General features: G+C 42.9%; 19 protein-coding genes and 1 pseudogene. 9 read left to right on the top strand and 11 right to left on the bottom strand.

All coding sequences use genetic code 11. The features are described 5' to 3' along the window. Positions 1-464 precede the first annotated feature (464 nt). Positions 465-1076 (top strand): ATP-dependent Clp endopeptidase proteolytic subunit ClpP, encoded by a 612-nt coding sequence (clpP, locus tag VB740_RS00330; protein WP_323198119.1) that lies wholly within the window; start codon positions 465-467, stop codon positions 1074-1076. Positions 1077-1324: 248 nt separating this feature from the next. On the opposite strand, the pseudogene VB740_RS00325 reads toward clpP, so the two are convergent. After that, positions 1325-1504: pseudogene (locus VB740_RS00325) on the bottom strand (hypothetical protein); the annotation flags it as partial. A 536-nt stretch (positions 1505-2040) separates the two neighbouring features. After that, the gene (locus VB740_RS00320) at positions 2041-2949 is read right to left on the bottom strand and encodes a hypothetical protein (RefSeq protein WP_323198118.1); all 909 of its coding nucleotides are present in this window, start codon (positions 2947-2949) and stop codon (positions 2041-2043) included. 1037 nt (positions 2950-3986) lie between these two features. On the opposite strand from VB740_RS00320, the gene VB740_RS00315 reads away from it, so the two are divergent. The 3 genes from VB740_RS00315 to VB740_RS00305 all read left to right on the top strand — a co-directional run bounded on the left by VB740_RS00315 (position 3987) and on the right by VB740_RS00305 (position 7847). Continuing rightward, positions 3987-6341, top strand: coding sequence for a ribonuclease R family protein (locus tag VB740_RS00315; RefSeq protein ID WP_323198117.1), 2355 nt, complete (start codon positions 3987-3989; stop codon positions 6339-6341). A 17-nt stretch (positions 6342-6358) separates the two neighbouring features. Then, a complete protein-coding gene (locus tag VB740_RS00310) occupies positions 6359-6979 on the top strand; it encodes a flavin prenyltransferase UbiX (RefSeq protein WP_323198116.1) in 621 nt (206 codons plus the stop codon). Between the two features lie 166 nt (positions 6980-7145). Beyond that, positions 7146-7847, top strand: a complete 702-nt coding sequence (locus VB740_RS00305) for a LapA family protein (RefSeq protein ID WP_323198115.1) — start codon at positions 7146-7148, stop codon at positions 7845-7847. A gap of 19 nt (positions 7848-7866) precedes the next feature. On the opposite strand, the gene VB740_RS00300 is transcribed toward VB740_RS00305, so the two are convergent. From VB740_RS00300 to VB740_RS00290, 3 genes are all read right to left on the bottom strand, one after another. Next, the gene (locus VB740_RS00300; protein WP_190895038.1) at positions 7867-8061 is read right to left on the bottom strand and encodes a hypothetical protein; all 195 of its coding nucleotides are present in this window, start codon (positions 8059-8061) and stop codon (positions 7867-7869) included. Positions 8062-8594: 533 nt separating this feature from the next. Then, on the bottom strand, positions 8595-8933 hold the full coding sequence (locus VB740_RS00295; RefSeq protein WP_323198114.1) for a DUF5615 family PIN-like protein: 339 nt from the start codon (positions 8931-8933) through the stop codon (positions 8595-8597). Further along, entirely contained in the window at positions 8902-9237 is a 336-nt protein-coding gene (locus tag VB740_RS00290) for a DUF433 domain-containing protein (RefSeq protein WP_323198113.1), read from the bottom strand. The genes VB740_RS00295 and VB740_RS00290 overlap by 32 nt, the downstream gene beginning before the upstream one ends. 190 nt (positions 9238-9427) lie before the next feature. Between VB740_RS00290 and VB740_RS00285 the strand changes: the two genes are divergently transcribed. Continuing rightward, positions 9428-9973, top strand: coding sequence for a shikimate kinase (locus VB740_RS00285; RefSeq protein ID WP_323198112.1), 546 nt, complete (start codon positions 9428-9430; stop codon positions 9971-9973). A 246-nt stretch (positions 9974-10219) separates the two neighbouring features. On the opposite strand, the gene VB740_RS00280 is transcribed toward VB740_RS00285, so the two are convergent. After that, positions 10220-10372: a hypothetical protein gene (locus VB740_RS00280; RefSeq protein ID WP_323198111.1), complete on the bottom strand. Its 153-nt coding sequence runs from the start codon at positions 10370-10372 to the stop codon at positions 10220-10222. A 289-nt stretch (positions 10373-10661) separates the two neighbouring features. Between VB740_RS00280 and argB the strand changes: the two genes are divergently transcribed. After that, complete coding sequence (gene argB, locus VB740_RS00275; RefSeq protein WP_323198110.1) at positions 10662-11558, top strand: acetylglutamate kinase; 897 nt, start codon at positions 10662-10664, stop codon at positions 11556-11558. Positions 11559-11748: 190 nt separating this feature from the next. On the opposite strand, the gene VB740_RS00270 is transcribed toward argB, so the two are convergent. Beyond that, positions 11749-12186, bottom strand: coding sequence for a hypothetical protein (locus VB740_RS00270; protein ID WP_323198109.1), 438 nt, complete (start codon positions 12184-12186; stop codon positions 11749-11751). Positions 12187-12650: 464 nt separating this feature from the next. Between VB740_RS00270 and psb27 the strand changes: the two genes are divergently transcribed. Further along, a complete protein-coding gene (gene psb27 / locus VB740_RS00265; RefSeq protein ID WP_190911177.1) occupies positions 12651-13055 on the top strand; it encodes a photosystem II protein Psb27 in 405 nt (134 codons plus the stop codon). 143 nt (positions 13056-13198) lie between these two features. On the opposite strand, the gene polA is transcribed toward psb27, so the two are convergent. Further along, entirely contained in the window at positions 13199-16138 is a 2940-nt protein-coding gene (gene polA / locus VB740_RS00260) for a DNA polymerase I (protein ID WP_323198108.1), read from the bottom strand. Between the two features lie 406 nt (positions 16139-16544). On the opposite strand from polA, the gene VB740_RS00255 reads away from it, so the two are divergent. After that, complete coding sequence (locus tag VB740_RS00255; RefSeq protein ID WP_323198107.1) at positions 16545-17414, top strand: Cof-type HAD-IIB family hydrolase; 870 nt, start codon at positions 16545-16547, stop codon at positions 17412-17414. 180 nt (positions 17415-17594) lie between these two features. Here the strand turns inward: VB740_RS00255 and VB740_RS00250 are convergent, their stop codons facing one another. Further along, on the bottom strand, positions 17595-18320 hold the full coding sequence (locus VB740_RS00250; protein WP_416288898.1) for a DALR anticodon-binding domain-containing protein: 726 nt from the start codon (positions 18318-18320) through the stop codon (positions 17595-17597). A gap of 524 nt (positions 18321-18844) precedes the next feature. On the opposite strand from VB740_RS00250, the gene VB740_RS00245 reads away from it, so the two are divergent. Then, on the top strand, positions 18845-19564 hold the full coding sequence (locus VB740_RS00245; protein WP_100901811.1) for a Crp/Fnr family transcriptional regulator: 720 nt from the start codon (positions 18845-18847) through the stop codon (positions 19562-19564). 54 nt (positions 19565-19618) lie between these two features. On the opposite strand, the gene VB740_RS00240 is transcribed toward VB740_RS00245, so the two are convergent. Together VB740_RS00240 and VB740_RS00235 are read right to left on the bottom strand one after the other, a co-directional pair. Further along, entirely contained in the window at positions 19619-20665 is a 1047-nt protein-coding gene (locus VB740_RS00240; protein WP_323198105.1) for a PstS family phosphate ABC transporter substrate-binding protein, read from the bottom strand. A 306-nt stretch (positions 20666-20971) separates the two neighbouring features. After that, positions 20972-22372, bottom strand: a complete 1401-nt coding sequence (locus tag VB740_RS00235; protein WP_323198104.1) for an ABC transporter substrate-binding protein — start codon at positions 22370-22372, stop codon at positions 20972-20974. Between the last annotated feature and the right edge of the window lie 7 nt (positions 22373-22379).

Genomic DNA, 22379 nt, shown 5'->3' with positions numbered 1-22379 from the left:
TCTGGGTGGATAGCATTTCAAGTATGACTAGTGATTCTGAATACAATTTTTACTATCGACTTACTGAATCTAACAAAAATAATCTGATATTTGCTGAGGTAAATTCTAAAAAAAAGTTGAAAATGTTATTGAATATTTAACATAATTCCCCAAGAAAATCTGATTTTGTTATTGGTACAATCACCACATAGCCAAGGTTGTGTAACAAAAGCCAAGACATTTTAGGGCGACAACTGAAGTTTTTTGATTTTTTCTTTTCTAAACGAAGACATTCTCTTAGACACCTTTTGCCGCTAAAAAGTGCCCTTAGAAGTTAAATTTATTGCAAAAGCAACTTTTGCTACCTTATTAGAGAAGGGAAAACGAGAAAGGTTTAATTTATCTGCCTGAGAACAGTAGAGATAAACCCCAGTTTCGTGCTGACACCGATAAAATGTATTTAAAGTAGCCACAAACACGCTTCCATGATTCCTATCGTTATTGAACAATCGGGTCGAGGCGAACGCGCCTTTGACATCTACTCACGGCTGTTGCGTGAGCGCATCATCTTTTTGGGACAACAAGTTGACAACAACATTGCTAACTTGATTGTTGCCCAACTGCTGTATTTGGATGCCGAAGACTCGGAGAAAGACATTTATATGTACATCAATTCTCCCGGTGGTTCGGTGACGGCTGGTATGGGCATTTTTGACACTATGAAACACATTCGCCCTGATGTCTGTACAATTTGTACCGGATTGGCGGCGAGTATGGGCGCTTTCCTTCTCAGCGCGGGTGCTAAGGGTAAGCGGATGAGTTTACCTCATTCTCGGATTATGATTCATCAACCTCTCGGTGGCGCTCAAGGACAGGCGACTGATATTGAAATTCAGGCGCGGGAAATTTTGTACCATAAGAAGCGGCTAAATGACTATTTAGCCGACCATACAGGTCAACCAATTGAGCGCATTGCTGAAGATACTGAACGTGACTTCTTTATGTCACCAGAGGAAGCTAGGGAATACGGTTTAATTGACCAAGTGATTGACCGTCACGCCGCTGGTAGCCGCCCAGCAGTTGCTGTTCTTAATTAATAGTCCCGATTGCTAAATGGTGATTTACCATTTTTAATTCTCTTAAACCCTAAAAATAACCCCTCTTCAGGTATGAAAAGGGGTTATTTTTACAATGGGTAGTCTACTCAAGTACCTAATACCGATTTGCAAAAATGACTAACTAAAATTCCGCTAGTAGTCTGTCAAGTCAAGTTTGCTTGGTTCGTAGTGAGCGCTTTAGCGCTCAAACCAAGGACTAAAGTCCTTACTACGAACTTATTCATCCATCAAACTAGTGGGTCTGGCTGAGATTGGAGATATTGGAGGAAGTCTAATAATTCGACTTCTGTAAGCAAAAAACGCGAGCGCTTACCATAGGTTTTAATCAGATGCTCCCGTCCTTGTTCTGTTGTCCAGCCTAAACGCTGCATTTGTACATCGGTTTTATCCAATATCTCAGATAAATCCTCAGAAGATATTCTAGTAATTACATTGTCTGATTCTTCTGAGTATGTAGAGAAATCTTGGAACTCTTCATATTCCGCATCAAAATCCGTGGGGGGTTCTACTGTAGGTAGAGATACAAGGTATTGGAAGAAGTCTAATAATTCTACTTCTGTCAGTAAAGTACGCGATCGCTTCCCATAAGTTTTTTTGAGATGTTCCCATGCCTCCTCTTCTGTCCACCATAAACGTTCGATTTCAAAATTAATTTTAGCAATTAGAACTTCGTGTAATGTTGGTGTAGGTTGAGATACAAGGTATTGCAGGAATTCATGCAATTTCTCATGAGTCAGCAAAGTACGCGATCGCTTCCCATAAGTTTTAATAAGATGCTCCCGTCCCTGCTCTGTTGTCCAGCCTAATCGCTGTATTTCGATATCTGTTTTAGCAAGTAGTTCAGCAAAATTCACAGGTTCCATAGCTTCGTTATTGTTTCAAAAGCCTATGTTATTAGTCATTAGCCCTTACAAATGACTAATGACCAATGACAAATGACAAATCAAAATCCCGCTATTGGGTCTGGCTCAGATTGGAGGAATTTGAGGAATCCATGCAATTCTTCTTCAGTCAGCAAAGTCCGCCCCCGCTTGCCGTAGGTTTTAATCAGATGCTCCCGTCCTTGTTCTGGTGTCCAGCCTAAACGCTGAAGTTCGACATCTGTTTTAGCGATTACATCCGATAAATCCACGGGTTCAGCTTTTTTCTTTCTCTTTCCTGTCACTGACGGGGTGACGACATCCTCTTGAGGGCTATAACTCCGAGGCGTAAATGGTGTGACATTATTGGCAGAAATTCCTGGAAAGGTTTGATTTTCCATCTGGTTATCAGAGGTTATTTCCAAGTTTTCAACTGGAGGAGCAAATTCTAGCTCCTGGTTAGCAGTTACAGGAAAGCTTTGACCGAAATCCTGGCTATAGGTATCGCTTGTACTTGCACTTCCTGTCTCAGTTGGTAGGGGAACAGCATTGGTGTCACCGTACTGTTCATTTTTATTTGTTACTACTTCTGGTTTAATGTTCCGGACTCTGGAGGGCGGCATAGATATTTCTTTGTCGCTGACCACTGACCAATGACTACCAACAAAATCCCCATCTTTTGCAGAGGAATAGGCAGATTCATTTAATCGATTTTTGGTATTTAAGGAAGGGTTTAGCTGTTCCGGGGAAATTGGATTTGAGGTAAATGCCACTGATTCAGGTGGCGCATTTGTAATACCCAAAACTATCAGTGCCCTGGTTCTGGCTTGGTCTTCTGCTGCTTCTACTGTTTCTGCTGCTGCCATACCCGTAGCACGGGTTACGCCTTCTATTTGCACGCTTGCCCGGACAATATATTTTCCTTGAAAAATTTGGATTAATTCAGAAATAATACTGCCCTTGGGATACAAGCTCTGGAATTGAGCCAACATAATACTGCTACCAATTTAAATCTGTTGGGGACTAGGGACTGGGGACTGGGGACTGGGGACTGGGGACTGGTTACTGGGAAAGAATTATTTTAATCCCAATCCCTAATACCCAATCCCTAATACCCAATCCCCAGTCCCTTTTAAAGTAATATTTTTGCTTTGTCTCGTGTTCCAATTGTAGCAGTAGCTCTTTTTTGACGAAATTTTTGGCTAGTGCTAACTTATCTGGGTAGTCTTGCTTGCAATGCTATACTGATTACCCAACTCGATATCTAGAACTATTTTCTGGAAGTGTGCTCTAAATCTACAATAATGAAGATAAGGTTCGCCCTAACTGCTCATTAAGCTGCTCACCTAATTGTTACCGATTCTACATGTGGGAAAATTGGGTTCACCGGCAGTTCCTCCTAGTTAAAAATCAGATTCTAATGGCGTAAAATTACCTTCACTCTAGACAATCGAACACCTGTAGTTTCCACGCCACTTGACGGCAGCTGCTCCACTTGGGGAGACCCCAAGACCGCACTGCCTCCTCCACTTGGGGAGGCCCCAGACGCTCGCAGACTCGCTAACGCTGCGCTATCGCTTTTAGCGTCTCCCCTTCTCCCAAAGGGAGAGGCTAACGCCAAGGGAGAAGGTCGCAGTGGCTACCCTGCATAGCGCTTTTGGGCAGTATGGATTCTCTAAACCCAACTTCTCAAAAACCCGTCGCGTAATTACCTAGCGGGGCTAAATTTTAATCAGGCGTGCGATCTTAAGTTTGGTTAGGTGAAGGGACTTTAACACAGGCGAATTCTGAGAGCATCGTGCAGTGAGAAGTTCGTAGATACCCAGAGTTATCCGTGGGTAGGCTTCCTTTGCTCGGAACTGCTGGAGTAGTTTCCCACAAGGCTGGGTTGGGCTTCCTTTCCTTAGAACTTAGGAAGCCTTGCCTCTGGGCAATTCGTTTCCAGCTTGTTTCTGTAAGCCGTGAGGGTATACAGGAAAGAACCAGATTAAACAACCAATGATGTTTTGACCAAAGGTCGGTTCACTGCATGGAATTTTCAATCGCTACACTCCTTGCCAATTTCACCGATGATAAATTGGTAGCTCGGAAGGTTTTAGAAAAGAAACTTGGCTGTGAAGATGAAAAAAGCTTACAAAAACTTCACATTGCCTTAGATGTTCTCGAAAAAATCGGTATTTTAGTAAAAGAACGCGGCAAGTACCGCCGTGTCTCCGAAGAGGGAATAATCGAGGCAAAGCTCCGGTGTTCTAGTAAAGGGTTTTGCTTTGCTATTCAAGATGTGGAAGGAGCTGAGGATATTTACATCCGCGAAAGTCATTTGAGTAATGCTTGGAATGGCGATCGCGTTTTGGTCAGAGTTCTCAAAGAAGGCAGTCGCCGTCGCTCTCCTGAAGGTGAAGTGAAGCTGATTCTAGAACGTTCCAACCACACGTTACTGGCACGAATTAAGCAGGTGGAAACTGGTTTCCGGGCTGTGCCTTTAGATGATCGATTGCTGTTTGAACTCAAAATCCAACCCAACGAAGCGAAGTTGGAAGAAGCGATCGATCACCTTGTTCATGTGGAAGTCTTGCGTTACCCGTTGGCACAATATCCTCCCCTTGGTCGAGTGGTGCAAGTCCTCGGCAGTGATGCCGAAGCTGCTGCTGATATAGATTTAGTTACGTGCAAACACGATCTTTCCCGGACTTTTCCCGATCATGTCCTAGAAGCAGCTGCTAAGTTGCCCAAAAAGCTACTCAAAGCAGACCTGAAAAATCGGCTGGATTTACGTAATTTATTTACCTTCACCATTGAAGGGGTAAATGGCGATACAAAAGTTATAGAAAACGCTTTTAGTTTAGAAAAAAACTTAGCCGGAAATTGGCTTTTGGGCGTTCATATTACCGATGTTTCTCACTATGTCCAACCTGATGAACCTCTAGATAGAGAAGCACTCAAACGGGGTAAATCAGTGTATCTGGGAGAATTAGTACTGCCAATTTTGCCCCCAACTGTGGCAGAACGCTGTTCTTTAGTACCTGGGAGCGATCGCTTAACCATCTCTTTTTTAATTACAATTGATCCCCAATCGGGACAAGTGCTGGAGTGGGAAATTCAACCCAGTGTAATTAACGTAGAGACTGCACTAAGTACAGAACAAGCTCAAGCAATTCTCACAGGTGAAGCGCAAGATAAATCATCACAGGTTTTCCAAATCCTGCAAGACCTCCAAGCCTTGCAAACAGCCGTGAAACAGGTACGCTTGACTCGTGGTAGCCTCCAGTTGAATTTACCGCCCAGCCAAAACGCCTATTATGATGAGGGGATTCTCGGCGCTGTGGTGGTGAATGATTTACCAGTGCGATCGCTACTCACGGAGTTGGTGCTGCTAGTTAATCAACTGATCGCAACTCACTTAAATGCTCTTGGTGTTCCCGCTATTTGGCGAGTCCAGGGCACACCTGATGTTGAAGATGTCCAAGAAATGCTGAAATTGGCAGTCAATTTAGGCGTTGACCTCACCCTTGATCCAGAAGTCGATATCCAACCTTTAGATTATCAACATTTGACCACAGCTTTCGCGGAATCTCCCTCTGAGCAAGTTCTTACTTACTTATTGCAAGATACCCTGAAGCCGTCGGCATACAGCACCACTAAAGGTTCTCACTTTGGTCTGGCACTACCGCAATATGTCCACTTTAGCGCTCCTTTGCGGCGTTACCCAGATTTGCTGATGCAGAGAGTGTATTACTCGCTACTCGAAAACGGACGCGATCGCCGCAATACCCGTGTGAGAGAGCGAGTTAACCTGCGCCACTCTTCCAGCCACGAGGAAATTAATTGGAACGTTTTACCCCCAGAGTTGCAACAAGAACTGCAAAGCGATTTAACTAGGGTAATTGTCCAAATCAACGACCGAGAAAAAGAAGTCCAAGAGGCCGAAGCCGATTTAGCCGGACTGCAAAAAGCCCAACTGATGAAGCAACGCATCGGTCAGGTATTTCAAGGTGTGATTACTGGTGTTCAATCCTACGGTTTCTTTGTGGAAATTGAAGTACCAGCCGCTGAGGTAGAATCCAGCAGTAATCCTGGTGTGCCTTTGCGGGTAGAAGGATTGGTACACGTCAGTTCTCTCAAAGACGATTGGTATGAATATCGCGCCAGACAACAAGCACTGTTTGGTCGCAAAAATCGCGCTTCTTATAGACTAGGCGATCGCGTCGCCGTGCAAGTTAAAAGTGTCGATTACTACCGTCAGCAAATTGATTTGGTAACAGTAGGTAGCGATGGTGTCGCCAAAGGTTTAACTGGCAATGATTCTCGTGACGAATTTTCAGACCTATACTTACCAAATGATATGGAGTCTGATGAGATAGATCCCTACTCTGAGGATGAGTAATATAAAGTAGATAGTACGTGTCAAACAACACCAAGCCTCTAATTTTAGGCGTATCGGGCGCATCTGGTCTGATTTACGCTGTTCGCGCGATCAAATTTTTGCTAGAAGCGGATTATAGTATTGAATTGGTTGCCTCTAAATCTACTTACATGGTTTGGCAGTCAGAACAGGAAATTCGGATGCCACCAGAACCAACCGGGCAAGAACAATTTTGGCGAGAGCAAGCTGGAGTTGCACTTTCGGGTAAACTCCGCTGCCATCCTTGGGGTGACGTTGGAGCCGGGATTGCCAGTGGTTCCTTTGCCACTCTGGGGATGATGATCATTCCATGCAGCATGAGTACAGTAGCAAAGCTAGCGGCTGGCTTGAGTTCCGATTTACTAGAACGGGCAGCGGATGTCCAACTCAAAGAAGGGCGAAAGCTGGTCATTGTTCCTCGTGAAACGCCTTTTAGCCTCATTCACCTCCGTAACTTGACCTCTCTAGCAGAAGTTGGAGTGAGAATTGTCCCCGCTATTCCCGCCTGGTATCATAATCCCCAAACCATCGAGGATTTAGTTGATTTTGTAGTTGCCCGTGCTTTAGATCAACTGGATATTGACTGCATTCCAATTCAGCGGTGGCAAGGTCGTCGCTAACGCCCTGAACGGATTTATTGTAAATTTCACAATAGTCCTAAAAAGGTAATGATAGAGATGGCTGATAGTGTCAGTAGTCAGTGAACAGTAATTAGTGAAGAGTAATCAGACTGATAACTGACCACTGACAACTGACAACTGATAACTGACAACTGACAAAATTGCTATGGCTGTAATTCGCTTAATTCTATTGGTGGCAGTACTGGGAGGGCTAACGCTGTTGTTAGTCCAAAATTTCTCACCTGCCCTATCGCTAGTATTTTTGGGCGTGCGAACTCAACCATTACCACTAGCGATATGGATTTTGTTCAGTACTACCACTGGTGCTTTCACATCTATATTGATTGCTACCTTGTTTAACTTATCCAATTATTTTGGGGGAGGACAACGCCAAACTCCTGACCGCCGAAGCGCAACTTCACCTCGCGCCAAGGCAAACCGGAGAGAAGAACCTACATCTCGTCCTACCAGTTCTCCACCACCAGCTAGTAAAAAGGAAGAGCCTACTAGTGATGTATTTGATGATTGGGAGACAAATGGCAGTAATGATGATTGGGACTTTGATGAAAAGTCGGAGGAAGCGCCTACTTCTAATCCTCAAGCTCAACCTACTAAAGACTCTAAAACTTATGAACGTCAATCAGAAGCCAAAAGTAGCTCTCAGTCTGGTTCAGTTTACTCCTACAGTTACCGTGAGCCAAAAAATACGGCTGCGGGAAAAACTGAATCAATTTACGATGCTGATTACCGTGTAATCATCCCCCCTTATCAGCCCCCAACTACCAATCAAGCCGATGATGATGATTGGGAATTTTTTAATGATGATGATGATGATTTTGAGGATGATGATAAACGCTCTCGTCGGTAATATGTAGTGGGCTACGTCTCTACTTGATGCCACACCGCTCTCTAGACTCCTGCTTGACCTTACCAGTCATCGCAGCTTCCTGCAAAGTCATGAAAGCATTAAAATCTTCCAAGTCATAACGGGTAGTCAACAGTTGTCGTAGTTGATTTTCAGCTTCCACTGTCAAATAGCCAGTTGCTAAAGCTTTTTGTACAACGTCACGAATTCGATTCATAGTTGACGCCTCATTCATCCTATATTTATTCATTCAGGCTTATTGGGGTGAAATATGCAGTAGTTTTTGTGCCAAAATTTCAAAATTGCCAAGCTTTTTTGGGCGATCGCAGGATATAAGTCATTATTTACACCTTTCTCGGAAATATTTAATTGATTAGGGCTTGTTATAACTGAACTTTTAGAATAACGAGTATGTGCTAGTAAAAACACAGTATTGGGTATACTTAAAATTAACCACTAGAGTGAAAGTTCTGATTATTTAGATAGACAGAAATTGTTTGAATAAAGTTTCAAAGAAGCTATATTATTTTTTCTGTTAAGCATAGCGATCGCTATGCAGCAAATACAAAGTTAATTGAGGGAACTTACTACATTCCTAAGCAATTCTTCGTTTATATTATGGTAATTTTGCAGAAAAATCGTTAATTTATTGCCTTGGTTACTTTAAATACATTAACAATAGTAATAACGACGGTTGATTTAACTCAAATAGAAGACGAATTTGTAGAATTTAAAAACAAATAAAACCTTTCAAATAAATTCAAGTTGATAGCTCATTTCTTCTGGGTCAAGAACTTCCCAGATTAAAATTAAACTTTTCAATATTTCCCCAATTGAGTGACGGTTCTGAGCGCAGTAAATAATTCCTGCGTGCATAATAAAGCCACCATGATGAAGTATCACAAAGTCATCATCATGGGTGAAAATTACCCGATTCTGAGACATTGCAAAATAAAGCTGTTCTTCATCTGATGCAGCTATCAGTCCTGTTCCTGATGTAGTCGTCACATCAATACCACGACGACGTAAGCCATCTGCTATAGCATTACTTACATTCTCATCTAGGTGGAATCGAATTTTTTGTGTCATTTCGATTCTTTAGTTTCTCTTGCAGAATCGAAGGAGTTTTAGCCTGTATTTCTCTGACAAAGGCTTCTCCTTCTGCAATTTCTTGCCTGATCTCATCTAGATGATCGTGGTAATAAGCTAGAGCAGCATAAACATCAGCTAAAGTGATACTGGGATAATGATAAACGATTTCGTCAGGCGAAAGCCCCATCCGTTCGTGCCAAATAACAATATCTTGCACTCTAATTCGGTGTCCAGCAATGCGTGGTTTACGCCCATCTGGAGTAATTTCAATGTGTTCTGAGATTACTGGTATCTTAGACATTTTATCCAAGAAACACTCCTATAAGAACAAATTATATTTTAATTATCACCTGATTAGCGATCGCTAATCAAGTAATTTTATCCTGTTGCGCGATAGGTGCAAAACTACGTATTTTTAAATCCGAGATTGAGTCATTGAATTTATAATTATAAACTGTGACTCAGCACTCATAATTGGAGCGAAGCAACTGGTGAGCAATTTATTAAAAGGAGTCAACCTGTACTTAATTGGGATGATGGGCGTTGGTAAGACGACAGTAGGGCGCTTACTGGCAAAGGAACTGGGTTATGGATTTCTGGATACCGATAATGTCATTGCCCAACTAACAGGTAAATCTATCAATCAGTTATTTGCCCAAGAAGGGGAAGCAGGATTTCGCCAGATAGAAAGTGACGTGCTTTCACAAGTTTGTGCTATTACAAAATTAACTATATCAACAGGTGGAGGCATTGTACTGCGGCGAGAAAATTGGGGTTACTTGCACCACGGTTTGATAGTGTGGCTAGATGCGCCAGTGGAGCTAATTTACAGCCGTTTAGCTGAGGATACCACAAGACCACTCTTGCAAGATGCTGATCCTAAAGGCAAATTGCGATCGCTGCTCGAACAACGAACACCACTTTACTCTCAAGCTGATTTGCACATCACCGTGCAAGAGGCAGATACACCTGAAGACATTGCCAAACGAATACTTGAAACAATTCCTAGCGTTCTCAAAACACAAGTTTCTGATTAGGAAGACTCAAATTACCAAATTCTGGTCATCCGTAGGATAAACCCTGGTACTGCTCATTTGTCATCTGCACAAGCGAGGGAAAATTAACTCTCAAAGGTGTGCTTTCAGTTTGGATTAGCAGCGTGGTAATTTTCATTCCCTAGCTTCAGCCCTCGCAATGGGAACGGTATGGGTGGCTTATAGCCGAATGATTTCAATTTTAGAGGTTTGAAGGAGCGATCGCCTAACCTAATATGTTGGGTTCCGCTAATGCTGCACCCAACCTACACGATTTTCCTGAATATTTATTTCAGCGTATTCACCAAGCTTCTGTCGGGCAAACTCCAGCACTCGATATTGCAAGTCTTCAGGCATCACTTTTAATTCTTCAATTAGCCGATCGAGAATCGGTGTATCCATATTTCTCCTGATAATTTTCGATTTTGGTTGCTAGTACGCCACGGCGTAAATAGAGCAACCATTTAAAATCTCTCAAGAGCTTATTCCATAATACTTTTGACTTTTGACTTTTGACTTCCGCCTTGCGGTACTAGTCCTTCTTTTATAGATTTTCACATTTCTGAGACGAACTAAACAGCTATGCTTTATCAGTACAAACATACTCGACTTTGGCAGCAGAGATTGTGAGGAGTTACAAAGTCTTCTACACTGACTGAAATAGGTTTTAACTCTCTCTGTTAGGCTCCTCATGACGGTCAACGATTCTGAATACATCAGGCAAGCTGAAGCCACTCGTGTACGTGTACTAAGCGAAGCACTACCTTATATTCAACAATTTGCCGGTCGCACTGTTGTTGTTAAATATGGCGGCGCAGCGATGAAAGATAGCACACTCAAAGACAAAGTTATCCGCGACATTGTATTTTTATCCTGCGTCGGCTTGCGTCCAATTGTAGTCCACGGCGGTGGTCCAGAAATTAACAGTTGGTTAGATAAGCTGGGCATCGAACCACAATTTAAGAATGGTCTGCGAGTCACTGATGCCGCCACAATGGATGTGGTGGAAATGGTTTTAGTTGGTCGAGTTAACAAAGAAATTGTTGCGCTAATTAACCAAGCTGGTGGATTGGCTGTAGGACTTTGCGGTAAAGACGGTAATCTATTTACAGCCCGTCCCCAAGGTCAAGAAGGCATCGGTTTTGTGGGAGAAGTCAGCAATGTCAATATTAAGATTCTGGACACCCTGGCTAGCAATGGTTATATTCCGGTAGTGTCTAGCGTCGCCGGAGACGAAACGGGGCAAGCTTATAACATTAACGCCGATACCGTAGCTGGAGAAATAGCTGCTGCACTGGGAGCAGAAAAGTTAATTTTACTGACTGATACCAGTGGAATTTTAAAAGATTACAAAGACCAATCTACTTTAATTCCGAAAGTAGATATCCGTGAAGCCCGCGAGTTGATTGCTAATGGTATAGTCAGCGGTGGGATGATTCCCAAAGTGAGTTGTTGTGTGCGATCGCTTGCTCAAGGAGTCCGTGCAGCACACATCATTGATGGTCGCATTCCTCACGCCCTGTTACTAGAAATCTTTACTGATGTAGGGATTGGGACGATGATTCTCGGTTCGCAGTTTACTTCGTAGAGGAAGAGAGCAGGGGAGGTAGGAGGAGTAGGGGGAGCAGGGGAGGTAGGAGGAGCAGGGGGAGCAGGGGAGGTAGGAGGAGCAGGGGGAGCAGGGGAGGTAAATATTAAAGACTCGTGAACGAGGAAAAGACGAATTTTAATTTACACAAAATTACAGTTACAAATCATTTTCCCCTGCCCCCTGCCTCCTAACGGGGATAGGTAATAATAACCCGCGATCGCCCACCCCTAAATGGTGTACGACGCCATGAATTATTTATAATCACTGGATTAACTACGTTTGAGTCTCGAATTGTCGGATTAATCAAAGTTGGATTAATCAGCGTAGAATTTCTCACGTTCTGCCTGAACTGGGGATAGGAATAATCGGGGTAATGATTGCGTTGTAGCATCTGTCCCGTTGTTGGATTTACAGGCATAGGTGTGGGAATCGGACTACCATAAATAAACGAACCAACAGAAGGCGATGTCTGACGACAAGCTGCCCCGCAGCTACGCCTAGCTCCATAAGCGCCGTCAATTACTATCACACGCTGGGCAGAAGCTGGAGCAATGCTTACACCCATAACTGCTAAAGTCATGCCTGCTAAAAGCCAATTCAGTTGCGAATGCTTGATTTTCAACATATTTTACTCACCTGCATTTGATACCGGAATTTTTAAATAGTCGCAGCTACTAAGTACATGTCATCGCAGAAATAGGTCGGAAATAGAGGAAGATATTTTTTTAAGGTGAAACGAGAAACCAGAATATGCTTTTTCCATATCTCAAGTATCCGAATTGAAATAACTAAAAAGCAATAAGGTAGATGAATTTGATACCCGCACTGGTCAAGTCTGCGGGCTGAGTTATAAGCATAAACCTCAAGAAGAATGTGACCTCGCTATTGCCGCATAATTTCCGTCCCTTTTTAAGTATGACGTGTAATTAGTTGTATGAACAAAATTCTGAGGTGGATGAATGGAGTTTTCTAACTCCTCACTCCTGTACAGACACGATTAATCGCGTCTGTTCTAACTCAGCAATAAATTGATCCCCAAGTTACCAATCCAAGATAGGATGGACGTTGATTTACGTATTCTTTTACTTAATGCATATGAAGCGCTATTGGTCGCGTTTGCTTGCGCTGGTTTTGGTTGTATCTATCGGCTTAATGGGCTGTTCTGGCAGTCCAGATAGTTTGACTGGGGATTATCGCCAAGACACCTTAGCTGTGGTCAATATTATGAGACAAGCTCTGGATGTATCACAAGATTCACCAGACAAAGCAGCAGTTCAAGCGGAAGCGCGTCAAAAAATTAATGACTTTTCAGCCCGCTATCAGCGGGTTAACTCTGTTTCTGGTCTTGGCTCCTTTACAACCATGCGAACAGCCCTCAACTCCCTAGCTGGACACTACAGTTCTTACCCAAATCGTTCTGTACCCGAAAAACTCAAAAATCGTTTAGAGAAAGAGTTACAGCAGGTAGAAGCAGCACTGAAGCGTGGCGGTTAATTCTTAACTATTGCCGACTCTATCATCAAGAGTCAATACTTTTGGCTCTTGATTAATTTGTCAACTTGATATATGTCAGATTTTTAAATTTTCAAATAAACTGATTAACACTTTTCTAGCTAAAAGCCTTGTTACAGTTAAACTTATTTCGTCTCCATCCAATTTTCACCGACACGCGCATCCACCAGCAACGGCACACTCAATTGGACTGCGTTTTCCATCACCGACTTAATTTGTGGCTGTAATGCTTCCCATTCCTGAGGAGGGATTTCAAACACTAATTCATCGTGAACTTGCAACAACAAACGCGCCTGATAGTTCTTCAAAACCTCATGCAGTCTTACCATTGCAATTTTGATGATATCGGCGTTGGAACCTTGAATTGGTGCATTAGCAGCGGAGCGTAGTAAACCTGCATCATAAGCACCCAAATTCTTCAATTTACTCAGATCAATCTCTTCTGGGTTACTGCCTTTTAATCTGCGTAAACTGTTATTAGTAAAGTCAAAATAACGACGACGACCGAAAATAGTTTCTACATAACCAAGAGCGATCGCTTCTTTTTTCATTCGCTCTAAATATGCAAATACTTTCGGATATCTTTCATTAAACCGCTTAATGAACTCGTTGGCAATGTTCTTATCTATCCCAGTTGAGCGTGAAAACCTTAGAGAACCCATTCCATAAATTACGCCAAAATTAATAGTTTTTGCCATCCCTCGTTCTTCTGAGGTTATATCTTCTTTTTCAAATACTAACCGTGCGGTAACAGTGTGAACATCTTCATTTTGCTGATATGCTTGCACTAATATTGGTTCTTGACTCAAATGAGCCAAAATCCGCAATTCAATTTGTGAGTAATCAGCAGCCACCATTAACCAGCCTGGTTCTGGCAAAAATGCCTTACGGATTTGGCGACTAAAAGCTGTACGAATGGGGATATTTTGTAAATTCGGATTAGAAGAAGATAACCTACCAGTTGATGTGGCTGCTTGGTTAAAATCAGTATGAACGCGTTGGGTATCTGGACGCACTAATGCAGGCAATGCATCAACATAAGTAGACTTTAATTTAGATAAGGTGCGATACTCAATGATCGCTTCAACAAAACCAGATTTATCATCTTCTTGGAGTCTTTCTAGTGTTGCTGCGTCTGTAGAAAAGCCCGTTTGAATTTTACGAGAATGTCTAGTACTTAACCCCAACTTTTCAAACAATATTTGGCTCAACTGCTTAGGAGAACCCAAGTTAAAATTTTCCCCAACTATTTCAGTAGCTTCCTCTTTTAACCTAGCTAACTCAGTCTCTAAATGCTGCGAAAGTTCTTGTAAATAAGCTGAATTAATGCGGACGCCTGTATATTCCATTTGGGCTAAAACTGCTTCTAGCGGCTGTTCCACTTCCACTAATAGCTTAGACAAAGTTGGAATTTGATTCAGTTCTTCACGCAATTTTGATACTAAGCCAAAAGTAGAATAAGCATCCATACCGCAGTAATCTGCTACGGCAGGAATATCTATATCAGCAATGGTTTTGCCTTTAGGAACTAAATCTAAATAACTTTTTGCGATCAATCCTAAATATCGCTGCGCTAAATCCATTAAATTATGGCTAGAATCTGGATTTAGAATATAACTTGCCAGCATAGGATCAAACACTACTCCCGCCAAATTAATTCCTTTACACTTTAAAACTAAGCGGTCAAATTTGGTATTTTGTAGAACTTTGGGATAATCGGCACTTTCAAGAATTGGGCGTAATGCTTCTAACACCAAATCTTTAGGCAAATTTTCCACAGTTTTATGCCCCATAGGAATGTAGGCCACCTCATCTGGTTCAGTTCCCCAACAGCAACCAATTCCTACTAACTCAGCATCTCTTGGTTCTAAAGCAGTAGTTTCAGTGTCCCAAGCAACGGGTATTTCTGGGTTAGTGAATGTTTGCAAAAGTTCCACTAACTCAGTTAGTTTTGCTTCAGTATTGATGATGCGTGGTGTAATTGGGGAAGTAGATTGTTGTGGAGCTGCTGCTGTATCACTAGCACTGAAAAACCACAAATCATTATCTTCATCAGTGCTGAATTCTGAGTTAGTATTGGGATTAATTGCGTCTGTTTTGGCTTCTTGATTTTCTTCGACTTTGCCACCAAAACGTTGTTGAAGATCGTTTATTTTACCTAAAAAAGACTTGAATTCTAATTTTTCTAAAATTGGTGCTAATACGTTTGTATCAAAGCCTTTTAACTTGCAATCTTCTAAATTAAACTCTATAGGAACATCTAAAACTATGGTTGCCAAATAGCGAGACTTCTCAGCATCTTCTTTACCCGTTGCCAGTTTTTTCTGAGTTGCGCCTTTAATTTCATCTAACGCAGCATAAACACGATCAAGTGAACCATAAGTGTTTAACAGCTGCACTGCTGTCTTTTCCCCAATTCCCTTGACACCAGGAATATTATCGGATTTATCACCACAAAGAGCTTTGAAATCAACAATTTGTGAAGGTAAAACGCCCATTTTTTCTTTGACTTGTTCTGCTTCAAATTCCGTGATGCTATTTGTAGAGCGTTTTAAGGCATCTGGACTAAAATTCAGAACAGTGATTTCTTTGTCAGAGTCGATCAGTTGAAATAAATCGCGATCGCCAGTGAGAATCTTCACCCTATAGCCAGCAGCAGTTACTCGTTGTGATAATGTTCCCAAAACATCATCTGCCTCATAACCAGGGGCAGTGAAAATTGGTAGATTGAAGCCATTGAGCAACTCATGCAGGTTTTCTAAGTCGGGAATGAAGTCTTCTGGCGTTTCTTTGCGATCGGCTTTATAAGTATCGTCAGCTTCGTGGCGAAAAGTGGCCTCACCCAAATCAAAAGCGATCGCCATTGCTTGGGGCTGTTGTGTTGCCATTACCTCCAGCAGGCACTTCACAAAACCAAAACATATACTGGTAGGAATGCCCGTTTTTGTACGCAGCCCTCCATCTCGCCCTTTGGCGAAAGCAAAATATGAACGATAAGCCAGCGAGTGTCCATCTACGAGGATGAACGTGGGGCGTGTTGCGGTTGCAGAAGTGATTTCAGACATAGCACTATTTTAGCCAGAAGGTTTGTCACATAGTTAGCAATTTTAGATGCTCGTTCAGCTTGGCTTTGGTAACAATAGTGAAGTTTTTGTGTACCAAGGGATTTCTAAATAAAAAATATCCAACTATTTATTGTGGGGTGGGCGTCTCGCCCGCCCAGTAACCAAAAGCGGGCAAGATGCCCACCTCACAAGATTGGATAATTTATTTCTTGGAAGTCCCCTATCCCGCCTGAGAATAAATTCTCTTTTCTTATAGCCCAAATCCACTAAGCGTGGGCTAGAACCCTTACTTAGTCTTCAATAGATAGACTTTAGCTATAAGCCTCAGAATTCATTCTGAGGCGGTCGTGGGGACTGGTACAAGTTCTGAGTTAACCTCTTACTGGAACTTAAAATCTAGGAAATTATGCCGAAAGCATCTGCTACACACTTGGCATCTACTGATCATCAGGCTGCTGCAAAAGACATTAAACTACTAGTTTTGGATATAGATGGCACGATCGCAGGACATTCCAACACCATCAGTGCAGGTGTAAAGCAAGCTATTATTGCAGCGCAAGCAAAAGGAATTCAAGTAGCGATCGCTACAGGTCGAATGTATCGTTCAGCCTTGCGCTTTCACCAAGAAATCGGCTCTACCCTACCATTAATGGCTTATCAAGGAGCCTGGATTCAAGACCCGATTACCCAAAAAATCCATCGCCACTGGCCTGTTTCTAGGGAAATCGCCTACCAGTTACTCGACTATTTTGAACAGCCTGAATTGCGATCGCTCCTATCTGTCCACTTCTACATCAACGATCAGCTATACGTCCGTGAGGTAACTAGAGAAACCAAAATTTATGCAGAACGTTCTGGTATTACCCCGATTCCAGTAGGTGATTTGCGCCAAGCCTTAACGAATGAACCGACAAAAATTCTTGCTTTGTGCGATGACACAGATGTAATCGATCAGCTATTAGGGAATTTGCGCCGCCAATACACACCTGCTGAACTTTATCTCACAACATCTGTTGCTACCTTCTTTGAAGCAACTAACGCCTCTGTGAGCAAGGGAACTGCTGTGCGTTACCTAGCTGAAGAATTGCTAGGATTACAGATAGCCAACGTCATGGCTATTGGCGATAACTTCAATGATCTGGAAATGCTGGAGTATGTTGGCCTCGGTGTAGCTATGGGCAACGCACCAGCAGGAGTGCAAGCGATCGCGCAGTGGGTAGCTCCTAGCGTAGAGGAAGACGGAGCAGCAGTAGCAATTGCAAAGTTTTTGCTGTAATGAGGGCACTATTTCAAACCTAACCCATACAAATCAGAAAGGACACCGACGACTGGCCGTGTTTCGTCTCGGTGCCCTAGCTGGTTCGCTCCTCACACACCTGCTAATGTAGCTGAGGTGATGCATTGAGTCAATAGCTATTATAAAAGTTTTTATTTCTGTCTAAGCGACATTACCGATTTATAACTCCAAGGGCGCAAAAATACCCAAGTTTTCCTCTAGCACATATCTTAATACTGACTGAGTAGCCATAAGCAATCCGAGTCTAGCTTGGGCTAGCTTTGGTGAGGTCATTTTTACCTCACCCCAAATCCGGCAATTAGACCAGAAGTTTTCAAAAGCTTGGCTCAAACTCAGCGCTAATTTTTCCCATTTCACAGAACTCTTAACATCAGCGCCCTCTATGGTGTCTAGCACTTCTACTAACTCGGCAATTAAACGACGCTCATCTGGATGATTTAGCCGCAGTGTTCCATCACCATTGAGCCAAGGTAAAGGGTTAGGAGAGATAACATCCCAAAAAGCTGGACTAGTATTTGGAACTGGTTCTCTAAGTTTAATCAATCCCTCTCGGTAAGCCAGTAGCACTAGCGAACAGCAACGTGAATGGACGTACTGAAAAGTAAACAATGAATTAGATATTGGGGATGGGGGATTGGGCATTGGGGATTGGGCATGGTTATTCTCCTTGTCCCCTTGTCCCCTTGTCCCCTCATCTCCCTCATCTTCCCCTACTCCCATCTCCGCCTCTCCCTCTAGGCTCCCCACTGCCAGATTTTGTAACCAACTCGCTAACGCCGAGTCAGTCAATTCAAAATGTATCCACCCAGGGGGAACAATTTGGACGCTAAAAACGTCGCAACAATTCTTTGCTAAATCAGAGGCGATCGCACTGGCAAGCTCCATAACTTTTCGATTCTGAGATTTTGATAGTCTTAGAGCCACACTTGAGATATATAGAACATTGTTTTTATCTCTATCTTTATATAGATGTTTATTTTCGGCTTTTATGCATAAATTTTTTACGTCGTAAGTATTAATACTTGGTGCATTTAGTAAGTAGCTACATACTAGCTGTTTAATTGACGTATACTTGCTAACTAGTAATTTATGATGCACGTAACTTTATGTATATAATCATGTAAAATATATTAGTTGATTTTCTGTCATCTATCTTGCGATATAAATTTAATTCAGATGAAGAAAAATGAGAAGAGGATAAAATTTAATGAATAATCGATGAATAGTAAGTAAACTTTACTACCATCATTGTACAGTAGGAAGTATAACAAAAGAGTAGAGAGTAATTTGCTTTCTATTCTTTGGATTGGCTGGCGCTGTTAGGCGTTATGCCTGCCTCGCCAACACAAAGACACTCCTTGCACCTTTTGATCACGTCTTTGTCTTCAGCCGAACGCTCTTTGTTACCTATGCAATCTCCATCCTCCTTTTCTGAGGCATCACGGCCTTTTTTAACTTGGCAACGCATTCTTGACTGGGCTCAAGAACACTACCGCTGCCGTACCTTTAGCAAAGATGAGCGCATTCCAGCCCGGCCTGGATTGCTATATTTGGTGCAAAGGGGTGCGATCCGTATGGTAGGAACCGCCCAAGTTAGTGCGACTGCTAGCCAGCTAACGTCTCGACGAATTAACAGAACCCCAGAAGAAGCGTTCTTGGGTTTTGTGGGAGCGGGACAGCCATTTGAAATTGTTGCTCAATCACCATTTACACTCCAGTCCTACGCCCATGTTGACCAAACTGCGGTGTTGTGGATGTACTGGCATGATTTAGACAACTGGCCTCACTTCCGTCGTGAAGTTATGGATGCCTTTAGGTATCAGCACCAGCGTAAGCTACTGTGGCTGAGTGCCTTGGGACAACGCCGCACAATTGACCGACTCTTAGGATTTCTCACATTGTTAATTGAGGAATATGGAGAGCCAGCAATGAGCGACACTGATCCTGATGTGATTCGCGGCTATTGTCTGCCCTTCCCCCTCACCCATGCCCAAATTGGGAGCGCGATTGGTTCGACCCGTGTCACCGTCACCCGTTTGATGGGTAAGCTACGTCAACGTGGCTTAATCCTTACCCAAGGGGATAATCTAATTTGCTTGCCAGCAGAGTCGATTAATAGAGCTGGTTAAAGCACAGTTCAGAGCGGCGATTTCCGCCACTCTGCCTGAGTGCAATCGCAGTTGTCAGCGAATTTTGACAAACCCAGCTTGGGTAATCAGTTCCTGTCCCTGCTCAGTCAGCAGTAAGTTGGCGTAAGCGACACCTGCTTGCTGCTCAATCTGATTATTCTGTTTCACCACCACAAACAGATTGCGGGTAATCGGGTATTTTCCTGATTGGAAAGCCTCAATGTTCAATTTGTTTCGTTTACCAGGACATTCGGACGGGAGGACAGATGGTTCTTGGTATGGAGCAATATATTGCCCTTGCGTCCGCCCCAACGGCAAGGGCTTGATTGAGCATTGAGGAATCACCTCTGGGGCCGAAGCGTAGTAAATGCTACCAGGACTACCAGCCAATTTTTGCAAGGCTTGGGTGGTTGTGGAGATAAATTCCACATTGGGGCTGAAAGCTTGACCACCCAATATGTCTTGGACAAAAAGTTCGACTGTACCGCCATCAGCAATACGGCGAGAATAGGGTTTAATTGGAATATTGGGGCCGCCCACCTGGCTCCAATTATTGATTTTGCCTGTATAAATTGACTTTAACTGCTCTACCGTTATTCCTGGGATATTGAGATTAGGGTTAACTGCGACTGCCAAACCATCAATTGCCACAGGAATTTGTTTCAAACTGAACCCACGCTGCTGGGCACGGCTTAACTCCTGATCTAAAACTGGTCGGGAGGATTGAGCAAAGACTAGTTGACCGTCTATTAGTGACTGGATGCCAGTACCAGAACCAGGAGATGCACTGCTGGGTTCTACATAACGCAGCCGAAGTTCTGGTCGCGCCGCTTGAATTGCCGAATCAACTACCAGCCGAATTGGTGCCCAAGATGTACTGCCTCCGTAATTGAATAATCCTGTAGGAACTTCCTCTACTGAAGTGAAAGTATTGCCACTAGACTGTTTTGATCCGGTTTGGGGCGTTTTGCTGTTACTAGAGTTGATTGTATTTAGGTCAACACCAGACTTTCTAGTAAACCACCAAAAACCGCCAGCTATTAGCCCGGCCGTGATTAGGATGGATAAAACAAGAATAGTTGTTTCATTTTTTTGGGACATAGTAGAATTACCCGTGCGTCCATTCAATATAAGTGCTTGACTTGATAGGTGCTTGCTACTTGAGATTGTATTGGGAGGACGGGTGTTTTGTTAACGAATACTGACAAATCCTCACTTCTGACTAGTTTAGAAGCCAAAGTATAATAAATTTTTCCTGGATTATTCGTCTTTTCTCTCAAGGCTTGAGTGTTGGTAAGGATAAATAAGTTGCTATTTGACCTAAAATTTTCCCCATAAAGCTCAATTTCGCATTTTGAGGGTTTTTTTAGGTTAACTATTGGTTAATTTTTAGTTTTTTATTGCTGATTATCGGACTTGTTCAAAGTCATAACCAGTTCGAGAGCGAGAACCAGGAACGATTTTTACAAGTTGGACTGGTGCATTGCGATCGCCTGATGCTAAAAACCGAATTGTACCAGAAGCGCCAGTGGCAGAAAAGTCAGAGGAAGACAGTGCTTGTTGGACTCCAGAACGTGTGGGGTTGCGTCTTAATGCCGCAATCAGAGCTACAGTAGCATCATAGCTAAGGGCACTTCGCCAACTCACATCACCGCCCCATAACTGCCGGGATTTCTGAGGAAAGTCTGAATTGCGATCGCCATCAATATGCCAGGGAACAGCTACTAGCATCCCTGTAGCTTGTTCTCTGCCAATTTCTAAAGTTTTGACGGTGTAAACATCATCTCCCGCCAGTAAAGTTAACCGTTTCTGGTTAATCTGAACTACTTGCAGCGCTTTGTCCAAAGTTTCAGTGTTAGCAGCTAACATCAATACTTCTGCACCTTGTTTAGTTGCTTGTTCTACATTTTTAGCGGCACTAAAACCCACCTGAGACAAATCAAATTCGCTGGATACTTGTCCACCCTCTAGGGAAACAGATGAAACAAACTCTGACTTTAAAGACTGGCTATAGTTACTCTGAGAATTAAAGAAAACCGCTGCATTTTTTTTCTGCAAGGTTTTCACCATGTAGTTGGCTAAAGTTCTAGCAGCCATGAAATCACTGGGAACCGTGCGAAAAATGTAGGGGCTAAAGTTAGAAATTTTTACAGATGTACTGGTAGGGGAAATTGCTACAAGTTGTCCAGAAGTATAAATAGTACCTGCTGCTAAGGTGGAATCGCTAGTATTAGGCCCAACTACACCTAATACTTCTGAATTACTGACTAGGTTAGAAGCGATTTGCTTGGCTATTTCTGGATTGTCGTTGTCGTTGGCTATCCCCACCCTCAACGGCACTCCCTTGACTCCTCCAGAGGTATTAATTTCATTTTGGGCTTGGGCGATGCCACGTAAAATTTCTAAAGCAGCATTCGGGTCAGTGCCTACTGGTACAGAAGCCACAATGGTGTAGCTTTTGGAAGAACCGATGCGGGCATTGTTCAGAAAGATCAGCGCTTCTGGATCGTTACGGTTGAGTTTTAGGGCAGCTGTGAAATTAGCGATCGCTTTATCATAACTTTTAGCTGCGATCGCCTGTACGCCCTCTTTTTTTGCAGGAGCAACCGTACCTGGAGTCAAAGTTTTTTCCCCAAAACTAATGCGGTCTTGTAGGGATGGATTGCTGCCTAGTTCCGAACTTGGAATGATGTTATTACCAATTTTGACTACAGAGCCATTAGTAAACCACCAAATTCCACCGCCAACTATGCCAACTGTCAGCAGCAGTGCCAAAGCTAAAATTGTGGTTTCATTCTTTTGTGACATGAACAAA

This window comes from Nostoc sp. UHCC 0251, from assembly GCF_034932245.1.
In the GTDB taxonomy this organism is placed as follows: Bacteria; Cyanobacteriota; Cyanobacteriia; order Cyanobacteriales; family Nostocaceae; genus Nostoc.
The sequence above is the reverse complement of the archived record's forward strand: the minus strand, read 5'-3'. Positions and strand labels throughout refer to the sequence as shown.

Bases quoted from the DNA above. Each gene is read 5' to 3' on its own strand.
- clpP (WP_323198119.1), top strand. From the start codon at position 465: ATGATTCCTATCGTTATTGAACAATCGGGTCGAGGCGAACGCGCCTTT.
- VB740_RS00320 (WP_323198118.1), bottom strand. From the start codon at position 2,949: ATGTTGGCTCAATTCCAGAGCTTGTATCCCAAGGGCAGTATTATTTCT.
- VB740_RS00315 (WP_323198117.1), top strand. From the start codon at position 3,987: ATGGAATTTTCAATCGCTACACTCCTTGCCAATTTCACCGATGATAAA.
- VB740_RS00305 (WP_323198115.1), top strand. From the start codon at position 7,146: ATGGCTGTAATTCGCTTAATTCTATTGGTGGCAGTACTGGGAGGGCTA.
- VB740_RS00300 (WP_190895038.1), bottom strand. From the start codon at position 8,061: ATGAATCGAATTCGTGACGTTGTACAAAAAGCTTTAGCAACTGGCTAT.
- VB740_RS00295 (WP_323198114.1), bottom strand. From the start codon at position 8,933: ATGACACAAAAAATTCGATTCCACCTAGATGAGAATGTAAGTAATGCT.
- VB740_RS00290 (WP_323198113.1), bottom strand. From the start codon at position 9,237: ATGTCTAAGATACCAGTAATCTCAGAACACATTGAAATTACTCCAGAT.
- VB740_RS00280 (WP_323198111.1), bottom strand. From the start codon at position 10,372: ATGGATACACCGATTCTCGATCGGCTAATTGAAGAATTAAAAGTGATG.
- argB (WP_323198110.1), top strand. From the start codon at position 10,662: ATGACGGTCAACGATTCTGAATACATCAGGCAAGCTGAAGCCACTCGT.
- VB740_RS00270 (WP_323198109.1), bottom strand. From the start codon at position 12,186: ATGTTGAAAATCAAGCATTCGCAACTGAATTGGCTTTTAGCAGGCATG.
- psb27 (WP_190911177.1), top strand. From the start codon at position 12,651: ATGCATATGAAGCGCTATTGGTCGCGTTTGCTTGCGCTGGTTTTGGTT.
- polA (WP_323198108.1), bottom strand. From the start codon at position 16,138: ATGTCTGAAATCACTTCTGCAACCGCAACACGCCCCACGTTCATCCTC.
- VB740_RS00255 (WP_323198107.1), top strand. From the start codon at position 16,545: ATGCCGAAAGCATCTGCTACACACTTGGCATCTACTGATCATCAGGCT.
- VB740_RS00250 (WP_416288898.1), bottom strand. From the start codon at position 18,320: ATGGAGCTTGCCAGTGCGATCGCCTCTGATTTAGCAAAGAATTGTTGC.
- VB740_RS00245 (WP_100901811.1), top strand. From the start codon at position 18,845: ATGCAATCTCCATCCTCCTTTTCTGAGGCATCACGGCCTTTTTTAACT.
- VB740_RS00240 (WP_323198105.1), bottom strand. From the start codon at position 20,665: ATGTCCCAAAAAAATGAAACAACTATTCTTGTTTTATCCATCCTAATC.
- VB740_RS00235 (WP_323198104.1), bottom strand. From the start codon at position 22,372: ATGTCACAAAAGAATGAAACCACAATTTTAGCTTTGGCACTGCTGCTG.